Below are 18,205 nucleotides of genomic sequence, written 5' to 3' on the forward strand. Positions count from 1 at the left end.
CAAGTATACACTAATAACGGCAAAAATTAATACCAGACTAATGGTTTCCCTTGTTATTACGTGTTAAACACGCTTTTTTTTATAACCTAATTGCATAATATTGGGTGTTTTATGAGCAAGTTACGCTGGTATTTATAAGTAAATCATAGGGATATCGCATTTTGATTTTTTGTGCGATTTACGGGATTGTTATTCACTGGATGAATGTTAATGAGTGGTAAAAAGCACTAATCGTCAAAGCAAGGGCAGAGAAATAAAGGGGGAAATGAGGCAAGAGCAGAATGATCCCCGCAGCGGCGCTACGGGGAGAGCGCATTACAGTTCCTGTTCGAACAGAACCAGAATCGCTTCGTGGAGATCCTTCACGGAGAAACCGCTAGCCGGGGTGGTAAAGATGGTGTCATCACCGGCAATGGTGCCAAGGATACCCTCTGTTTTACCTAACGAGTCCAGCATGCGGGCAATCAGCTGCGCGGCACCCGGGCTTGTGTGGATGACCACAACGGCGTCGTTATAGTCGATATCCAGAACCAAATTCTTGAGCGGACTGGAGGTGGTCGGCACGCCAAGTTCTGCCGGCAGGCAATAGACCATCTCCATCTTGGCGTTGCGGGTACGCACCGCGCCAAACTTGGTTAACATGCGGGAGACTTTCGACTGGTTGATGTTATCGAAGCCTTGTTCCTGCAGCGCCTGAACAATTTCTCCCTGAGAACTGAATTTCTCTTCTTTAAGTAGCGCCTTAAACGCTTTTACCAATTCTTCTTGCTTAGACGAGCTTCGCATAAGTCACCCGGAATATGACGAAAGAAACAACATTATTATGCATGTGGATGAATTTTTATGCAAATTATCTGCTCAATGGCAGGCTGAAATAATGTTATGAAAGGGAGTGATTTTATCAGATTTCGTTATCAGAAAACATGCCTGGGTCACGCCGCGCAAATAAGCTTAAAAGTAAATTAAATGTTATCAAAATGATGTTGTTTTGGTGGCGGGGCAGGGTGTATTGTAACCACCTCTTAATTCGTTGCCATCTGTCGTCAGATAGCTTTCTGGTGAGAGATAAAGTCGTGTGACCTCAAATTCTTTAGCTTCGAAAATTGTAATTAAAGACATGCTGATTTAAGGTCGCGGCAACGGATTTACAGATACTTAAGTTAACCATAATAAGGAGTTTAGGATGAAAGTCGCAGTCCTCGGCGCTGCTGGTGGTATCGGCCAGGCGCTTGCCCTACTACTGAAAACCCAACTGCCTTCAGGCTCAGAACTCTCCCTGTACGATATTGCTCCGGTAACCCCAGGCGTGGCGGTTGACCTGAGCCACATCCCGACCGCTGTCAAAATCAAAGGCTTCTCCGGTGAAGATGCGCGTCCTGCGCTGCAGGGTGCTGACGTGGTCCTGATTTCTGCAGGCGTGGCGCGTAAGCCAGGCATGGATCGTTCAGACCTGTTCAACGTCAACGCGGGCATCGTGAAAAACCTGGTGCAGCAGATTGCTGAAGTGTGCCCGAAAGCATGCATCGGTATCATCACTAACCCGGTGAACACCACCGTTGCTATTGCAGCCGAAGTGCTGAAGAAAGCGGGTGTGTACGACAAAAACAAACTGTTCGGCGTGACCACGCTGGATATCATCCGTTCCAACACCTTCGTTGCTGAGCTGAAAGGCAAACAGCCAACAGAAGTGGAAGTGCCGGTTATCGGCGGCCACTCTGGCGTGACCATTCTGCCTTTGCTGTCGCAGATCCCGGGCGTGAGCTTCACCGAGCAGGAAGTGGCTGACCTGACCAAACGTATCCAGAACGCGGGCACCGAAGTGGTGGAAGCGAAGGCGGGTGGCGGTTCTGCAACCCTGTCTATGGGCCAGGCGGCTGCACGTTTCGGTCTGTCACTGGTTCGCGCCCTGCAGGGCGAGAAAGGCGTTGTTGAATGCGCTTACGTTGAAGGCGACGGCGAACATGCCCGCTTCTTCTCTCAGCCGCTGCTGCTGGGCAAAAACGGTATTGAAGAGCGTAAGTCTATCGGTACGCTGAGCGCGTTTGAGCAAAACGCGATGGAAGGCATGCTGGACACGCTTAAGAAAGATATCACCCTGGGTGAAGAGTTCGTTAACAAGTAAAACGAAGCGCCACCCGGCAAAAAAACCGAAGCACTTACTGGCTTCGGTTTTTTTATGGCTGTTAGTTTGTTGCCGGGTATTCCTGAATCGTCACGTGCAGCGTCATTTTCTTATCGTTGCGCATGATTTCCACAGGGATGATCGAGCCAGGGCGAATTTCGGCCACCTGGTCCATCGTCTCCAGCGCAGAGACTGCCGGCGTGCCGTTGACCGACACGATGACATCGTTAACCTGAATCCCCGCGTTAGCCGCCGGGCCACCCGGTGCCACCTCGTTGACCACGATGCCCTGAATCTGATCGATACCGCCGCCCTGAGTATGCATCGGCGCAATTTCGCGCCCGCCGATACCGATATAGCCGCGGATCACGCGTCCGTCGCGGATCAGCTTATCCATAATCTTGGTCGCCAGCTGGAACGGAATAGCAAAGCCGATCCCTTCCGGCGTCTCGCCGTCGTTACTTTTATCGAACGAGAGGGTGTTGATGCCCATCAGTTCGCCCAGCGAGTTGACCAGCGCGCCGCCGGAGTTACCGTGGTTGATTGACGCATCCGTCTGCAGGAAGTTCTGCCGCCCTGACGGGTTAAGGCCAATGCGGCCGGTTGCGCTGATGATCCCCTGCGTAATCGTCTGGCCGAGGTTATAAGGGTTACCGATTGCCAGGACGACGTCGCCAATGTGAGGCGTGCGTTTACGGTTGATCGGAATGACCGGCAAGCCGCCCGTGGCGTTAATCTTCAGCACGGCCAGGTCGGTCAGGCTGTCTGAACCCACAAGCAACGCCTCAAACACGCGGCCATCCTGCAGGGCGACGATGATCTGATCGGCATCGTTGATCACGTGTTTGTTCGTAATAATGTAGCCGCGCTCGTCCATAATCACCCCGGAGCCGAGGGTGCGGATCTCCAGCTGGTTATGCGCTGAGCTATTGAGGCCGCGGTTATAAACGTTAACCACGGCAGGGGCGGCGCGGCGAACGGCCTGGTTATAGGTCGCCGGCGTTTCATCCGTGCTGTCGAACTGGGGAGCAGACAGCTTATTAAACTGACGCAAAGACGGCATCGCCAGCAGCAGCAGGCCAGCGACAATCAAACCGATGACAATGGAACGTAAGAGCTTTAAAAGCATGATGCGCGTGTCGTGAAAAAAGGAACGATTTGCAGCATAACATGAGTTATCCGGACATCACACGCAGCGGTGATGTCCGGGATCGCAAATGCTTAGCGCAACAGAATGTAGATAGACTCATTGCCACGCATGACCTGCAGGGCAATGACCGCCGGTTTACTCTCCAGCACCTTGCGCAGTTCGGCAATGGACTGCACGCGATTGCGGTTCACGCCAATGATGACGTCTTCCTGATGCAATCCGGCCTGCGCGGCAGGGCTGCTCTTCTCGACGGTGTCCAGGCGAATGCCTTTCGTACCGTCTTTCAGCTGCCCGTCGCTCAGCGTTGCCCCCTGCAGCGCCGGGGCGATAAGCTCCGCACTGGCAGATGACGAGGTGCTCTTATCCAGCGTTACTTCGACGTTCAGCGGCTTACCGTCACGGATCAGGCCCAGCTTCACTTTGGCTCCCGGTTCGGTGGTGGCGATACGCGAACGCAGCTCAGCAAAGCTGCTCAGCGGCTTGTCGTTAAGGCTGACGATCACATCGCCCGATTTGATGCCTGCTTTTGCCGAGCCGGAGTTTGGCAGCACTTCACTGACAAACGCACCGCGCTGCACGTTGATATTGAACGCTTTCGCGATATCCGCGCTCATCTCCATGCCTTTAATACCCAGCAGTCCACGTTTGACTTCGCCAAACTGAATTAGCTGCTGCGCCAGCGTTTTAGCCATATTGCTCGGGATCGCAAAGCCGATCCCAATGCTGCCGCCGCCCGGCGCCAGAATCGCCGTGTTAATGCCGATCAGCTCGCCGTTAAGGTTGAGCAGTGCCCCGCCGGAGTTTCCGCGGTTGATTGAGGCATCGGTCTGGATGAAGTTTTCCAGGCCTTCCAGATTCAGGCCGCTACGTCCCAGCGCCGAGATAATGCCGGAGGTGGCGGTTTGCCCTAAACCAAAGGGGTTGCCCACGGCAACGGCAAAATCACCGACGCGCAGTTTGTCGGAATCCGCAATGGCAATCTGGGTCAGGTTGCTCGGGTTCTGCACCTGCAACAGCGCGATGTCGCTCTGGTCATCGCCGCCAATCAGTTTGGCGTCAAATTCGCGGCCATCGTTCAGCTGGACGCTGATTTTATCGGCCTGGCTGATGACATGATTGTTGGTCAGAATATAGCCTTTAGCCGCATCAATGATGACGCCAGAGCCCAGGCCTTCAAAAGGCTGAGCCTGCTGGTTGGGGGACTCATCGCCAAAATATTTTTTCAGTTCTTCCGGTACGCGCTGGCTTTGAACCGCCGTGCCTTCTACCTGAACGCTCACAACCGCGGGCAATACTTTTTCCAGCATCGGCGCGAGGCTGGGAATGGCTGCCTGTCCCGGCACCTGCGAAGGCAACGCCGCACCGGCAGGGAAGGACGCCGAGAGAGATAACCCGACACTTAACGCTAACGCGCTCAACAGCTGGTTTTTTTTCTTCATTGATGCTGACTCTCGTATCCTGGAATGAAAGAAGAACGGCCCAAAATCATGATGATGTTATTGAATTTTATACCGCTGAACAATGAGGTGTTTGACTAAATAATAGCTGGGGACGGGAAGAAAGGACGGGCGCAAGAGATGCGCCCGTAAAATATATTTATGTTGTGCGATTAATCGCGTTTTGCGCCACCGCGCAGCAGGCCGGACGCGCCGTCAGAGTAGTCGCGTGGCATCTGAACCGGAGCCTGATCGTTACCGGCTTCTGAGTCGGCCAGACGGTTGCGGAACGGGTTAGTCTCCGCGGTCATTTCCGGCAGCAGGCTGCTGGAGCTTTTCGCCATATGCTGATACAGCTGACGGTAGTCGGTCGCCATGTTGTCCAGCAGCTCGGCGCTACGGGCAAAGTGGCTGACCAGCTCTTCGCGATACTCTTCCAGCTCTGCTTTATTCTTTTCCAGTTCGTACTGCAGTGACTGCTGCTGACGCAATTTGCGGTTACCGAAACGCATGGCCACAGCACCGATCACGATGCCGACGACTAAACCGATTAGCGCATATTCCCAGGTCATGAACTTCTCCCGTTGTCTTGTTGTTCCGTAGGGTGTTGGCTCGGCTCCTGCCTGTGCCTGATAATGCCACTATAACCGCTATTTCCGCAGAAGTGGAATCCTGACGTATCATCGCGTAGTGTAGAACGGCCTTTTTTTCATCAGTCACGCCTGCTGATGAGCGTTAATTGAAGGAATAACAATAAGATTATGCAAAACCTGTCCCCTGCATCGCGATATCAACTGGCCCTGAATGAGGGCACTCATCAGCCTGATGACGTTCAACGTGAGGCGGTAAACCGTCTGGAGATGATTTATCAGGCGCTCACGGCAAAACCTGCTGAAGTAGAACAGAGTGGCGGGCTCAAGGCCGCGTTTGGGCGCCTGCTCGGCAAAAAAGCGCCGCAGGATCAGGCTCCGGTGCGCGGTTTATATATGTGGGGCGGCGTCGGTCGCGGGAAAACCTGGCTGATGGATCTGTTTTACCTCAGCCTGCCGGGTGAGCGTAAGCAGCGCCTGCACTTCCATCGCTTTATGCTGCGGGTGCATGAAGAGCTGACCGCGCTGCAGGGCAAAAGCGATCCGCTGGAGATTGTGGCTGACAGATTCAAGGCGGAAACGGACGTGCTCTGCTTCGATGAGTTTTTCGTGTCTGACATCACCGACGCCATGCTGTTAGGCGGCCTGATGAAAGCGCTGTTTGCCCGCGGGATCACGCTCGTTGCCACGTCGAATATCCCGCCAGATGAACTCTATCGCAACGGCCTGCAGCGGGCGCGCTTCCTGCCCGCCATCGATGCTATCAAGCAGCACTGCGACATCATGAATGTCGATGCCGGTGTTGATTATCGTCTGCGCACGTTAACGCAGGCTCACCTGTGGCTTTCGCCGTTAAACGCCGACACCACCCGCGAGATGGATAAACTCTGGCTGGCGCTGGCGGGTGCAAAACGCGAAAACGCACCGACGCTGGAGATTAACCATCGTCCGTTGCCAACCCTTGGCGTAGAAAACCAAACGCTGGCGGTCTCTTTTACGACGCTCTGCGTGGATGCCCGCAGCCAGCATGACTACATTGCGCTTTCGCGCCTGTTCCACACCGTGATGATGCTGGATGTGCCGGTGATGACGCGGCTGATGGAGAGCGAAGCGCGGCGTTTTATTGCGCTGGTGGACGAGTTTTACGAGCGCCACGTCAAGCTGGTGGTCAGCGCCGAGGTGCCTTTATATGAGATCTACCAGGGCGAACGGCTGAAGTTCGAGTTCCAGCGCTGCCTCTCGCGCCTACAGGAGATGCAGAGCGAGGAGTACCTGAAGCTGCAGCATATGCCATAAAAGCCCCCCTCTCCCTGTGGGAGAGGGGCTGGGTGTGAGGGCATCAGGCCGCACAAACTCGCCCCCCGAAAAACCTATTCCAAATCACATTTAAGGGTCGATCTTTGACCTCAACTTCTCTATAATCTTGCGACCCCACGTTACGAGAAGGTTTTTTTCCCGAAACTTTCTATGTGTCGGCATGTGCTATTCGAAGGGGTAGGTTTGCCGGACTTTGTCGTGTGAACCTCAACTGACTAAACGTTTGGGTGTTCACCAACGTGTAACTTATTATTTGGGTAAGCTTTTAATGAAAACTTTTACAGCTAAACCAGAAACCGTACAGCGCGACTGGTATGTTGTTGACGCGACCGGTAAAACTCTGGGCCGTCTGGCTACTGAACTGGCTCGTCGCCTGCGCGGTAAGCATAAAGCGGAATACACTCCGCACGTTGATACCGGTGATTACATCATCGTTCTGAACGCTGACAAAGTTGCTGTTACCGGCAACAAGCGTACTGACAAAATGTACTACCACCACACCGGCCACATCGGTGGTATCAAAGAAGCGACCTTTGAAGAGATGATTGCCCGCCGTCCTGAGCGTGTGATTGAAATCGCGGTTAAAGGCATGCTGCCAAAAGGCCCGCTGGGTCGTGCTATGTTCCGTAAACTGAAAGTTTACGCAGGCAACGAGCACAACCACGCGGCACAGCAACCGCAAGTTCTTGACATCTAATCGGGATTATAGGCAATGGCTGAAAATCAATACTACGGCACTGGTCGCCGCAAAAGTTCCGCAGCTCGCGTTTTCATCAAACCGGGCAGTGGTAAAATCGTAATCAACCAGCGTTCTCTGGAACAGTACTTCGGTCGCGAAACTGCCCGCATGGTAGTTCGCCAGCCGCTGGAACTGGTTGATATGGTAGAAAAACTGGATCTGTACATCACCGTTAAAGGTGGTGGTATCTCCGGTCAGGCAGGTGCGATCCGTCACGGTATCACCCGCGCTCTGATGGAGTACGACGAATCCCTGCGTTCTGAACTGCGTAAAGCTGGCTTCGTTACTCGTGACGCTCGTCAGGTTGAACGTAAGAAAGTGGGTCTGCGTAAAGCACGTCGTCGTCCACAGTTCTCCAAACGTTAATCCATTCTGCTTACGCAGAACGATTGGCGAAAAACCCGCTTCGGCGGGTTTTTTTATGGATAATGCGCAGGTTATCCACAGTAACATTTCATATATCTTCTCTTTTTCCACATTTCCAGAATCCCCTCACCACAAAGCCATCAAAATCTGGTAAACTATCATCCAATTTTCTGCCCAAATATCGGTGAATACTCGATTTTTGTTCGATTCTTGAACAATGTGTCTTCTCGGGGATGGGCGATACAACATCTGGCTGGCCCCTGTTGGGCTGGTAGCAGTAAAAATTCTGAATATACCTGGAGGTTTTCATGGCTGTCGCTGCCAACAAACGTTCGGTAATGACGCTGTTTTCTGGTCCTACTGACATTTATAGCCATCAGGTTCGTATCGTGCTGGCCGAGAAGGGTGTCAGTTTTGAGATCGAGCATGTGGAAAAGGATAACCCGCCTCAGGATCTGATCGATCTCAACCCGAGCCAAAGTGTACCGACGCTGGTGGATCGCGAGCTGACCCTGTGGGAATCCCGTATCATTATGGAATACCTGGATGAGCGTTTCCCGCATCCGCCGCTGATGCCTGTTTACCCTGTTGCGCGTGGTGAAAGCCGCCTGTACATGCAGCGTATCGAAAAAGACTGGTACTCGCTGATGAACGTCATCACCAGCGGCTCCGCTTCTGAAGCCGACGCTGCGCGTAAGCAGCTGCGTGAAGAGCTGCTGGCAATTGCCCCAGTGTTTGGTCAGAAACCTTTCTTCCTGAGCGATGAGTTCAGCCTGGTGGATTGCTACCTGGCTCCGCTGCTGTGGCGTCTGCCAATCCTGGGCGTAGAGTTCAGCGGCCCTGGCGCAAAAGAGCTGAAAGGCTATATGACTCGCGTATTTGAGCGCGACTCTTTCCTGGCATCTTTAACTGAACCGGAACGTGAAATGCGTCTCGGCCGAGGCTAATGACTGTGGAAATGTCACAACTTACCCCACGCCGTCCGTATCTGCTGCGCGCCTTCTATGAATGGCTGCTGGATAACCAGCTCACGCCGCACCTGGTTGTGGATGTGACGTTGCCGGGCGTGCTGGTTCCGATGGAATACGCGCGTGACGGACAGATCGTACTGAACATTGCCCCGCGTGCGGTGGGTAACCTGGAACTGGCAAACGACGAAGTGCGCTTCAACGCGCGTTTCGGCGGCGTGCCGCGTCAGGTTTCCGTGCCGCTGGCTGCGGTGCTGGCTATCTACGCGCGTGAAAACGGTGCAGGTACGATGTTCGAGCCGGAAGCGGCATACGATGAAGAGGTTGCCAGCCTCAACGATGACGAAGGCATCACCGCCAGCGAAAGCGAAACGGTAATGTCCGTGATTGATGGCGATAAGCCCGATCGTGAAGATGACAACGATCCTGATGACGATCCGCCACCTCGCGGTGGTCGACCGGCGCTACGTGTCGTTAAATAAAAAAACAGGCCCGATTGGGCCTGTTTTTTTTACACTTCCAGGTAGTTTAGGATCCCGTCGGCCGCCTTACGACCTTCGGCAATCGCCGTGACCACCAGGTCAGAACCGCGAACGATATCGCCACCGGCAAAGATTTTCGGGTTGCTGGTCTGGAACGCGTTATCGCTACCCTCTGGCGCAATCACGCGGCCCTGCGAATCCAGCTCGACGCTGTGCTTCGCCAGCCACTCCATGCTGTGAGGACGGAAACCAAACGCCATCACCACGGCATCGGCCGGGATTACATGCTCAGAGCCTGCGACAATCTCCGCGCGACGACGGCCTTTTGCATCCGGCGCGCCCATCTCCGTGCGCGCCATCTTCACGCCGCTCACTTTACCGTTGGCATTCACTTCAATACCCAGAGGCTGGATGTTGAACTGGAACTCCACGCCCTCTTCGCGCGCGTTTTTCACTTCGCGCTTAGAGCCCGGCATGTTCTCTTCGTCACGACGGTAGGCGCAGATGACGTGCGCCGCATTCTGACGAATGGACGTACGCACGCAGTCCATCGCGGTATCACCGCCGCCCAGCACCACCACGCGTTTGCCTTCCATGCTGACGTATGGCTCATCGGCCGTTTCGCCATAGCCCATGATCTGCTTGGTGTTGGCAATCAGGAACGGCAGGGCATCATAAACGCCCGGCGCGTCTTCGTTCTCCAGACCGCCGCGCATGGACTGATAGGTGCCAACGCCCAGGAACACGGCGTCATAATCCTTCAGCAGGTCGTCGAGCTGCACGTCGCGGCCCACTTCCACGTTCAGTTTGAACTCGATGCCCATGCCGGTGAAGATTTCACGGCGACGGGTCATGACCTCTTTTTCCAGCTTAAAGGCCGGGATACCGAAGGTCAGCAGACCGCCGATTTCCGGATGGCGGTCAAAGACCACCGCCTTCACGCCGTTGCGGGTCAGCACGTCCGCGCATGCCAGGCCCGCCGGGCCCGCGCCGATGATCGCCACGCGCTTGTCGGTTTGCTTCACCCCGGTCATATCCGGACGCCAGCCCATCTCGAACGCTTTATCGTTGATATAGCGCTCGATGTTGCCGATGGTTACCGCACCGAACTCGTCGTTCAGCGTACAGGAGCCTTCGCACAGGCGGTCCTGAGGACACACGCGGCCGCACACTTCCGGCAGGGTATTGGTCTGGTGAGACAGCTCGGCGGCTTCAAAAATACGCCCTTCATTGGCCAGCTTCAGCCAGTTCGGGATGTAGTTGTGTACCGGACATTTCCATTCGCAGTAAGGGTTACCGCAGGACAGGCAGCGGTCTGCCTGTGCTTTGGCCTGGCCTTCCGAAAACGGCTCATAGATTTCAACAAATTCAATTTTGCGGATCTTCAGCGGTTTCTTTGGCGGATCAACTCGCTGCAGGTCGATAAACTGGTATACGTTCTGGCTCATCTGAATTCCTTACTGCGCCTGCACGCGCAGCTCTGCTGCGCTACGACTACGGTGACCCAACAGGGCTTTAACATCGCTGGACTTCGGCTTAACCAGCGCAAATTTCGCAGAGAACGCCGGCCAGTTCGCCAGGATCTCTTCGCCGCGCGAAGAACCGGTATGCTGCACGTGTTCGGTAATCAAACCGCGCAGGTGTTCTTCATGGATAGCCAGCGTATCAACGTCCAGCACTTCCACCAGCTCCGGGTTCACGCGTTTGCGGAACTCACCGTCTTCATCCAGGACGTACGCAAAACCGCCCGTCATGCCTGCGCCGAAGTTCACGCCGGTTTTACCGAGAACGCAAACAATCCCGCCCGTCATGTATTCACAGCCGTTGTCGCCAATACCTTCCACCACGGTGATCGCACCGGAGTTACGCACCGCGAAACGTTCGCCCGCACGGCCTGCGGCAAACAGACGACCGCCGGTCGCGCCGTAGAGACAGGTATTACCGATGATGCTCGCTTCGTGGCTGCGGAAGGCTGAGCCGACCGGAGGACGCACCGCCAGCAGACCGCCCGCCATGCCTTTGCCGACGTAGTCGTTGGCATCACCGGTCAGGTACAGCTCAACGCCGCCTGCGTTCCATACGCCGAAGCTCTGACCCGCGGTACCGCTGAAGTGGGCGGTAATCGGATCCGCTGCCAGCCCCTGGTCACCGTGCGTCTGCGCGATGTAGCCGGAGAGGGATGCGCCCACGGAGCGGTCGGTGTTGCGGATATCAAACCAGAACGTTTTGCTCTGCTTGTCGTCCACGTACGGCTTCGCCTGCTGCAGCAGCTGCGCGTTCAGCACGCCGTTATCGAACGGCGGGTTGTTCTCGGTGCAGTAAACCGCTTTGCCAGGGTGCGGCTGCGCGGTTTCAAGCAGCTTAGACAGCTCCAGCTTCTGCTGCTTCGCCGTGAAGCCTTCCAGCTCTTTGAGCAGGTCGGTGCGGCCAATCAGGTCTACCAGGCGCTTCACGCCCAGCTGCGCCATCAGCTCGCGGGTTTCGCGAGCGATGAAGTCAAAGTAGTTGGTCACTTTGAACGGCAGTCCGTGATAGTGGTTTTTACGCAGCTTCTCGTCCTGGGTCGCAACGCCCGTTGCGCAGTTGTTCAGGTGGCAAATACGCAGGTATTTACAGCCGAGCGCAACCATTGGGCCGGTACCGAAGCCGAAGCTTTCCGCGCCGAGGATCGCCGCCTTGATGATGTCGAGGCCGGTTTTCAGGCCGCCGTCCACCTGGAGACGGATCTTGTGGCGCAGACCGTTAGCCACCAGCGCCTGCTGGGTTTCCACCAGGCCAAGCTCCCACGGGCAGCCCGCGTATTTCACGGACGAGAGCGGGCTTGCGCCGGTGCCGCCGTCGTAGCCGGCGATGGTGATGAGATCCGCATAGGCTTTCGCCACGCCGGTAGCGATGGTACCGACGCCCGGCTCGGAAACCAGCTTCACGGAGATCATCGCTTTCGGGTTGACCTGCTTCAGGTCGAAAATCAGCTGCGCTAAGTCCTCGATAGAGTAGATATCGTGGTGCGGCGGCGGGGAGATCAGCGTCACGCCCGGCACCGAGTAGCGCAGTTTGGCGATGTACGGGGTGACTTTATCACCCGGCAGCTGGCCGCCTTCGCCCGGTTTAGCACCCTGAGCGACTTTAATCTGAATCACGTCGGCGTTGACCAGGTACGCTGGCGTGACGCCAAAGCGACCGGATGCCACCTGCTTGATGCGGGACACTTTGTTGGTGCCGTAACGCGCCGGATCTTCACCGCCTTCGCCGGAGTTGGAGTTGCCGCCGATGCTGTTCATGGCTTCCGCCAGCGCTTCGTGGGCTTCCGGGCTCAGCGCGCCGATGGACATCGCTGCGGTATCAAAGCGTTTGAACAGTTCGGATGCAGGCTCAACTTCGTCAATGCTGACCGCTTCATCGCCCGGATTGAGGGCAATAAGGTCGCGCAGCGTCGCCGCCGGACGGTTGTTCACCAGCTCAGCGTACTGCTGGTAATCGCTGTATTCGCCGCTCTGTACCGCCTGCTGCAGCGTGCGCACCACGTCCGGGTTGTAGGCGTGATATTCGCCACCGTGAACGTATTTCAGCAGACCGCCCTGATCCAGCGGCTTACGTGCCAGCCAGGCGCGTTTGGACAGGTTAACCAGGTCCTGCTGGAAGTCAGCAAAACCGGCCCCGCCGATGCGGCTGACCACGCCCTGGAAGCAGAGGTTGGCGACGTCGTCGTGCAGGCCTACCGCTTCAAACAGCTTCGAACAGCGGTAAGAGGCAATGGTCGAGATGCCCATTTTGGACATGATCTTGTACAGGCCTTTGTTGATGCCGTTACGGTAGTTCAGCATCACCGTACGGTAATCTTTGTCGATGGCGCGGGTGTCCACCAGACGGGCCAGCGTTTCGTAGGCCAGGTACGGGTAGATCGCCGTCGCGCCAAAGCCTAACAGCACGGCAAAGTGGTGCGGGTCGCGGGCGCTGGCGGTTTCCACAATGATGTTGGCGTCGCAGCGCAGGCTCTTATCCACCAGGCGCGTCTGGATAGCGCCCACCGCCATTGGCGCAGGCACCGGCAGACGGTTTTTGGCAATATTGCGGTCAGACAGCACCAGCAGCACGGTACCGTTACGCACCATCTGCTCGGCTTTGTCGCACAGCGCGTTAACCGTCTCTTCGAGGCTCGCTTCGGTCACGTCGAACGTAATGTCGAGCGTGTCGGCGCGGTAGTGCTCCTCGGTCATGGTGGTGAGCTGTTTGAAATCGGAGTACAGCAGGATCGGCGATTTAAAGGTCAGACGGTGCGCCTGGCCTTCGGCTTCGCAGAAGACGTTCATCTCGCGACCGATGCTGGTTGCCAGCGACATCACGTGGGCTTCGCGCAGCGGATCGATCGGCGGGTTAGTGACCTGCGCGAACTGCTGGCGGAAGTAGTCGTAAATAATACGCGGCTGGCTGGAGAGCACGGCAAACGGGGTATCGTCACCCATGGAGCCGACTGCTTCCTGGCCGTTTTCGCCGAGCACGCGGATAACCGAGTCCAGCTCTTCCGCGCTGTAGTTAAACTGTTTCTGGAAGCTGGCAAGCGTATCGTCGTCCAGCTCGCGGCTGCCCACCTCTTCGTCCGGCAGATCTTCAAACGGCACCAGACGACGCACGTTTTTCGCCATCCACTCTTTGTACGGGTGGCGGCTCTTCAGATCGTTGTCGGTTTCGGCGGAGTGCAGGATGCGCCCACCGCGGGTGTCGATAACCATCAGCTCGCCCGGGCCGACGCGACCTTTCTCGACCACTTCGTCAGGCTGGTAATCCCAGATGCCGACTTCAGAGGCGCAGGTGATGAGCTTGTCTTTGGTGATGACGTAGCGCGCCGGACGCAGGCCGTTACGGTCCAGGTTACAGGCAGCGAAGCGACCGTCGGACATAACGATGCCCGCCGGGCCGTCCCACGGCTCCATGTGCATGGAGTTAAAGTCGAAGAACGCGCGCAGCTCAGGGTCCATATCCGGGTTGTTCTGCCAGGCCGGCGGCACCAGCAGACGCATGGCGCGCACGATGTCCATCCCGCCCGCCAGCAGCAGCTCCAGCATGTTATCCATGGAGCTGGAGTCCGAGCCGGTTTCGTTCACGAACGGTGCGGCATCGTGCAGGTCAGGGATCAGCGGGGTCTGGAACTTATAGGTACGGGCGCGCGCCCACTGGCGGTTACCGGTGATGGTGTTGATCTCACCGTTGTGCGCCAGGTAGCGGAACGGCTGCGCCAGCGGCCAGCGTGGCACGGTGTTGGTGGAGAAGCGCTGGTGGAACAGGCAAATGGCCGATTCCAGACGCAGGTCCGCCAGGTCCAGGTAGAAGCGCGGCAGATCAGCCGGCATACACAGACCTTTATAGATGTTCACCAGGTTAGAGAGGCTACAAACGTAGAACTCTTTATCGTCCTGGAGACGTTTTTCGATGCGGCGACGGGCAATAAACAGACGACGTTCCATATCGCGCGGACGCCAGCCCGCAGGCGCGTTAACGAAAATCTGCTCAATACGAGGCAGCGAGGAGAGGGCGATTTCACCGAGCACCCCTTCGTTGGTTGGCACATCGCGCCAGCCGACAATCGACAGGGTTTCGCGCTGAAGTTCTTCTTCAACGATGCGGCGTGAGGCGGCAGCCTTTTCAGGATCCTGATTCAGGAACAGCATGCCGACAGCGTAGTTTTTGGCTAAACGCCAGCCGCGCTCTTCCGCCACGATGCGGAAGAAACGATCCGGTTTTTGCAGCAGCAGGCCGCAACCGTCGCCGGTTTTACCATCGGCCAGGATGGCGCCACGGTGCTGCATACGGGCCAGTGCGTGAATAGCGGTACGCACTACCTTGTGGCTAGGTTCGCCTTCTATGTGGGCGATCAGGCCGAAACCACAGTTATCCTTCTCAAGGGATTTATCGTACAACATATCAGTGAACCTCCCCAGGCTCGTCGGGCTTCCCACTGAACTTTACCGTGGCGCACAGGCGCAGAAAGAGCATGGCGACGGGGTTTGCGTTTCATACGCGGACCTCGCATTCGCCCTCTTTTTCATCCTTTCGCGCAGGTAAACAAGTTTGAGGACTTGCTTCAGAGGGAATCTCAATTACTGCATAAATATGATGAGCAGGCCGCTCATCCAGAAAGCTTCCAGCGGATTTCCAACTTATCGAGAATTGGTACACAGGTCAAATGGCAATCTTATTTATACAAATATGTGCTAAAGACTACTTATCGCTTTGTTTTTAAATGATATTTAACTGTTTTTATAACCATCGAAAGGCCAGGGGAGCCGTGAAGGAGTGTGATCTGACTCACTATATGAAAGCGGTATTATTGATGCAGCGTGCTGAAATGCTGATTTATAGCAGAATAATAATCTGGTGATGTATTCAAAGCCGCATAAAATCACTGTTTTTCAGTGTTGCCGCTATAAATGAAAAAAACAATCAGAACATAAGGAAAAGTAATCACAGATAGCGTGAATGAAATTGCAGTAATCCTGAGTATTTATTCATATAGATAAAGGCCGTCCAGGGCGATTGATCCAGGTCATCGCCGACAGAGGCTAAAAATGGCAGGCTTGTCCCCTTTCTTCGGGACGGTCTATCAGATTATGCAGTTACAGAAATTAGTCAATATGTTTGGTGGGGATCTTTTGCAGCGATACGGCGAAAAGGTTCATAAGCTGACGCTGCACGGTGGCTTTAGCTGCCCGAACCGCGACGGCACTATCGGGCGCGGCGGCTGCACCTTCTGTAACGTCGCGTCGTTTGCTGACGAAGCCCAGCAGCATAAATCCATCGCGGAACAGCTCGCCCATCAGGCAAGCCTGGTGAACCGCGCGAAGCAGTATCTGGCCTATTTCCAGGCCTACACCAGCACGTGGGCGGAGGTGCAGGTGCTGTGTTCCATGTATCAGCAGGCGGTCACCCAGGCCAATATTGTCGGTCTATGCGTCGGTACGCGCCCGGACTGCGTGCCGGAGGCGGTGCTGGATCTGCTCAGCGAGTACAAAGAGCAGGGCTACGAGATCTGGCTGGAGCTGGGCCTGCAGACCGCGCATGACAAAACCCTGCACCGCATCAACCGCGGCCATGATTTCGCCTGCTACCAGCGCACCACGCGGCTGGCCCGCGAGCGCGGCCTGAAGGTTTGTTCGCATCTGATTGTCGGCTTGCCTGGTGAAGGGCAGCAGCACGGCCTGGAGACGCTGGAAAAAGTCGTTGAAACCGGCGTGGACGGCATCAAGCTGCACCCGCTGCATATCGTTACGGGAAGCATTATGGCCAAAGCCTGGGAAGCCGGGCGGTTAAGCGGTATTGAGCTTGAGGAATATACGGTAACGGCAGGGGAGATGATTCGCCACACGCCGCCGGAAATTGTCTATCACCGTATCTCCGCCAGCGCCCGCCGCCCAACGCTTCTGGCACCGCTATGGTGTGAGAACCGCTGGACGGGGATGGTGGAAATCGACCGCTATCTTCAGGAAAACGGCGTGCAGGGGTCGGCGCTGGGCCGGCCGTGGGTTCCCCGCCTACCGGCGACGGCCGCCTAACAGACTTCCCAGCATGCCGCGCACAATCTGTTTAGTAACCTGCCGCGCGGCGCTTTTCGCCATGGTCTGTACCACGCCGTCGCGCTTGCCGCCGCGCGGCCCGGTTGTACCAAACAAAATGTCTTTTAGCCCGCCGAGAATGCCATCATCCACCGCGACTGACTGACCCTTCGCGGGTGGCGCATCCTGCGATTCGGCGGTTGCCTGTACCCCTTTTTGCAGCATCTCGAACGCGGATTCGCGATCCACCTCGTCCTCATACTTGCCGTACACCGGAGAGTGGTTAATCAGGCCGTTTCGCTCATCGTCGGTAACGGGCCCCATGCGCGAACAGGGCGCGATCACCATGGCGCGCTCGACGATGGAGGGGCTGCCCTTCGCATCAAGGAACGAGATCAGCGCTTCACCGGTGCCCAGCGCCTGAATCGCGGCTTCGGTATCAAAGGCCGGATTGGCACGCATGGTTTGCGCGGCGGCTTTCACCGCTTTCTGATCCTTCGGCGTAAAGGCGCGCAGGGCGTGCTGCACGCGGTTGCCGAGCTGGCCCAGCACATTGTCCGGAATATCCGACGGGTTTTGCGACACAAACCAGACGCCGACCCCTTTGGAGCGGATCAGGCGAATGACCTGCTCGATTTTATCCAGCAGCACCTGCGGCGCGTCGTTAAATAGAAGGTGCGCTTCGTCAAAGAAGAAGACCAGTTTGGGTTTTTCCAGATCGCCCGCTTCCGGTAACTGCTCGTACAGTTCGGAAAGCATCCACAGCAGGCTGGCGGCGTAAAGCTTTGGCATCTGGTAGAGCTTCTCTGAGCTCAGAATGTTGATGATGCCTTTGCCGCTGCTGTCGGTGCGCATCCAGTCCTTGATATCCAGCATAGGCTCGCCAAAGAAGTGTTCGGCGCCCTGTTGCTCCAGCGTCAGTAGCCCACGCTGAATGGCACCGACGGAGGCGCTGCTGATATTGCCGTACTGGTTCTGGAAAGATTTTGCGTTATCGCCGATGTACTGGGTAATGGCGCGCAGATCCTTGAAATCGAGCAGCAGCAGCCCCTGATCGTCAGCGATACGGAAGATGATGTTCAGCACCCCGGACTGCACGTCGTTGAGGTTGAGCAGGCGGGCCAGCAGCAGCGGGCCGAGATCGGAAACGGTGGCGCGCACCGGGTGGCCTTTCTCACCGAAGATGTCCCAGACCACCACCGGGTTGCCGTGCGGCGTCCAGTCCGTAATGCCAATATTCTTCAGCCGTTCGAGCAGTTTTTCAGAAGCGGTACCCTCCTGAGCCACACCGGTTAAATCGCCTTTTACGTCAGCCATAAAGACCGGCACGCCAATCTCTGAAAGTGACTCCGCCAGCTTCTGGAGAGTGACTGTTTTCCCTGTGCCGGTGGCGCCGGTAATCAGACCGTGGCGGTTCGCCATCGCGGGCAGTAGATACAGCTCTTTTTCCAGCGTCCGGGCAATTAACAATGGTGTACTCATGATGCG

The 18,205-nt window shown here is 56.1% G+C and carries 14 protein-coding genes; 7 read left to right on the forward strand and 7 right to left on the reverse strand.

Features of this window, described 5'->3' with window-relative positions; translation table 11 throughout:
* Positions 1–315: 315 nt before the first annotated feature.
* A complete protein-coding gene (gene argR, locus OSH03_RS09920; protein WP_008502836.1) occupies positions 316–786 on the reverse strand; it encodes a transcriptional regulator ArgR in 471 nt (156 codons plus the stop codon).
* A gap of 397 nt (positions 787–1,183) precedes the next feature.
* On the opposite strand from argR, the gene mdh reads away from it, so the two are divergent.
* A complete protein-coding gene (gene mdh, locus OSH03_RS09925; protein ID WP_014885422.1) occupies positions 1,184–2,122 on the forward strand; it encodes a malate dehydrogenase in 939 nt (312 codons plus the stop codon).
* A 61-nt stretch (positions 2,123–2,183) separates the two neighbouring features.
* On the opposite strand, the gene degS is transcribed toward mdh, so the two are convergent.
* The 3 genes from degS to zapG all read right to left on the reverse strand — a co-directional run bounded on the left by degS (position 2,184) and on the right by zapG (position 5,280).
* Positions 2,184–3,251 (reverse strand): outer membrane-stress sensor serine endopeptidase DegS, encoded by a 1,068-nt coding sequence (gene degS, locus OSH03_RS09930; protein WP_028014593.1) that lies wholly within the window; start codon positions 3,249–3,251, stop codon positions 2,184–2,186.
* Positions 3,252–3,343: 92 nt separating this feature from the next.
* Entirely contained in the window at positions 3,344–4,711 is a 1,368-nt protein-coding gene (gene degQ / locus OSH03_RS09935) for a serine endoprotease DegQ (RefSeq protein ID WP_266178949.1), read from the reverse strand.
* A 170-nt stretch (positions 4,712–4,881) separates the two neighbouring features.
* Positions 4,882–5,280: a Z-ring associated protein ZapG gene (gene zapG, locus OSH03_RS09940; protein ID WP_010436126.1), complete on the reverse strand. Its 399-nt coding sequence runs from the start codon at positions 5,278–5,280 to the stop codon at positions 4,882–4,884.
* A gap of 189 nt (positions 5,281–5,469) precedes the next feature.
* On the opposite strand from zapG, the gene zapE reads away from it, so the two are divergent.
* The 5 genes from zapE (at position 5,470) to sspB (ending at position 9,170) form a co-directional block, all read left to right on the forward strand.
* The gene (zapE, locus tag OSH03_RS09945; protein ID WP_266178950.1) at positions 5,470–6,594 is read left to right on the forward strand and encodes a cell division protein ZapE; all 1,125 of its coding nucleotides are present in this window, start codon (positions 5,470–5,472) and stop codon (positions 6,592–6,594) included.
* A gap of 289 nt (positions 6,595–6,883) precedes the next feature.
* The gene (rplM, locus tag OSH03_RS09950) at positions 6,884–7,312 is read left to right on the forward strand and encodes a 50S ribosomal protein L13 (RefSeq protein WP_003860434.1); all 429 of its coding nucleotides are present in this window, start codon (positions 6,884–6,886) and stop codon (positions 7,310–7,312) included.
* A gap of 15 nt (positions 7,313–7,327) precedes the next feature.
* Positions 7,328–7,720, forward strand: a complete 393-nt coding sequence (gene rpsI / locus OSH03_RS09955; RefSeq protein ID WP_003860436.1) for a 30S ribosomal protein S9 — start codon at positions 7,328–7,330, stop codon at positions 7,718–7,720.
* Between the two features lie 308 nt (positions 7,721–8,028).
* The gene (gene sspA, locus OSH03_RS09960) at positions 8,029–8,667 is read left to right on the forward strand and encodes a stringent starvation protein SspA (RefSeq protein ID WP_028014589.1); all 639 of its coding nucleotides are present in this window, start codon (positions 8,029–8,031) and stop codon (positions 8,665–8,667) included.
* Positions 8,668–8,672: 5 nt separating this feature from the next.
* Positions 8,673–9,170, forward strand: coding sequence for a ClpXP protease specificity-enhancing factor (sspB, locus tag OSH03_RS09965; RefSeq protein ID WP_061099617.1), 498 nt, complete (start codon positions 8,673–8,675; stop codon positions 9,168–9,170).
* A gap of 29 nt (positions 9,171–9,199) precedes the next feature.
* On the opposite strand, the gene gltD is transcribed toward sspB, so the two are convergent.
* Together gltD and gltB are read right to left on the reverse strand one after the other, a co-directional pair.
* Positions 9,200–10,618, reverse strand: a complete 1,419-nt coding sequence (gene gltD, locus OSH03_RS09970) for a glutamate synthase subunit GltD (protein ID WP_061096937.1) — start codon at positions 10,616–10,618, stop codon at positions 9,200–9,202.
* A gap of 9 nt (positions 10,619–10,627) precedes the next feature.
* Entirely contained in the window at positions 10,628–15,088 is a 4,461-nt protein-coding gene (gltB, locus tag OSH03_RS09975) for a glutamate synthase large subunit (RefSeq protein WP_253543353.1), read from the reverse strand.
* Between the two features lie 687 nt (positions 15,089–15,775).
* On the opposite strand from gltB, the gene mnmL reads away from it, so the two are divergent.
* Positions 15,776–16,717 (forward strand): tRNA modification radical SAM protein MnmL/YtqA, encoded by a 942-nt coding sequence (gene mnmL, locus OSH03_RS09980; RefSeq protein ID WP_266179207.1) that lies wholly within the window; start codon positions 15,776–15,778, stop codon positions 16,715–16,717.
* Here mnmL and OSH03_RS09985 read toward each other — a convergent pair.
* On the reverse strand, positions 16,697–18,199 hold the full coding sequence (locus OSH03_RS09985; protein ID WP_266178951.1) for a helicase HerA-like C-terminal domain-containing protein: 1,503 nt from the start codon (positions 18,197–18,199) through the stop codon (positions 16,697–16,699). The two genes, mnmL and OSH03_RS09985, sit on opposite strands and share 21 nt — an antisense overlap.
* Between the last annotated feature and the right edge of the window lie 6 nt (positions 18,200–18,205).

This window comes from Enterobacter nematophilus, assembly GCF_026344075.1.
GTDB lineage: Bacteria > Pseudomonadota > Gammaproteobacteria > Enterobacterales > Enterobacteriaceae > Enterobacter > Enterobacter nematophilus.

Excerpts from the sequence above, each read along its gene's own strand:
- zapG (WP_010436126.1), bottom strand. The coding sequence starts at position 5,280 with ATGACCTGGGAATATGCGCTAATCGGTTTAGTCGTCGGCATCGTGATC.
- sspA (WP_028014589.1), top strand. The coding sequence starts at position 8,029 with ATGGCTGTCGCTGCCAACAAACGTTCGGTAATGACGCTGTTTTCTGGT.
- zapE (WP_266178950.1), top strand. The coding sequence starts at position 5,470 with ATGCAAAACCTGTCCCCTGCATCGCGATATCAACTGGCCCTGAATGAG.
- argR (WP_008502836.1), bottom strand. The coding sequence starts at position 786 with ATGCGAAGCTCGTCTAAGCAAGAAGAATTGGTAAAAGCGTTTAAGGCG.
- rplM (WP_003860434.1), top strand. The coding sequence starts at position 6,884 with ATGAAAACTTTTACAGCTAAACCAGAAACCGTACAGCGCGACTGGTAT.
- OSH03_RS09985 (WP_266178951.1), bottom strand. The coding sequence starts at position 18,199 with ATGAGTACACCATTGTTAATTGCCCGGACGCTGGAAAAAGAGCTGTAT.
- mdh (WP_014885422.1), top strand. The coding sequence starts at position 1,184 with ATGAAAGTCGCAGTCCTCGGCGCTGCTGGTGGTATCGGCCAGGCGCTT.
- gltB (WP_253543353.1), bottom strand. The coding sequence starts at position 15,088 with ATGTTGTACGATAAATCCCTTGAGAAGGATAACTGTGGTTTCGGCCTG.
- gltD (WP_061096937.1), bottom strand. The coding sequence starts at position 10,618 with ATGAGCCAGAACGTATACCAGTTTATCGACCTGCAGCGAGTTGATCCG.
- degS (WP_028014593.1), bottom strand. The coding sequence starts at position 3,251 with ATGCTTTTAAAGCTCTTACGTTCCATTGTCATCGGTTTGATTGTCGCT.
- mnmL (WP_266179207.1), top strand. The coding sequence starts at position 15,776 with ATGCAGTTACAGAAATTAGTCAATATGTTTGGTGGGGATCTTTTGCAG.
- degQ (WP_266178949.1), bottom strand. The coding sequence starts at position 4,711 with ATGAAGAAAAAAAACCAGCTGTTGAGCGCGTTAGCGTTAAGTGTCGGG.
- rpsI (WP_003860436.1), top strand. The coding sequence starts at position 7,328 with ATGGCTGAAAATCAATACTACGGCACTGGTCGCCGCAAAAGTTCCGCA.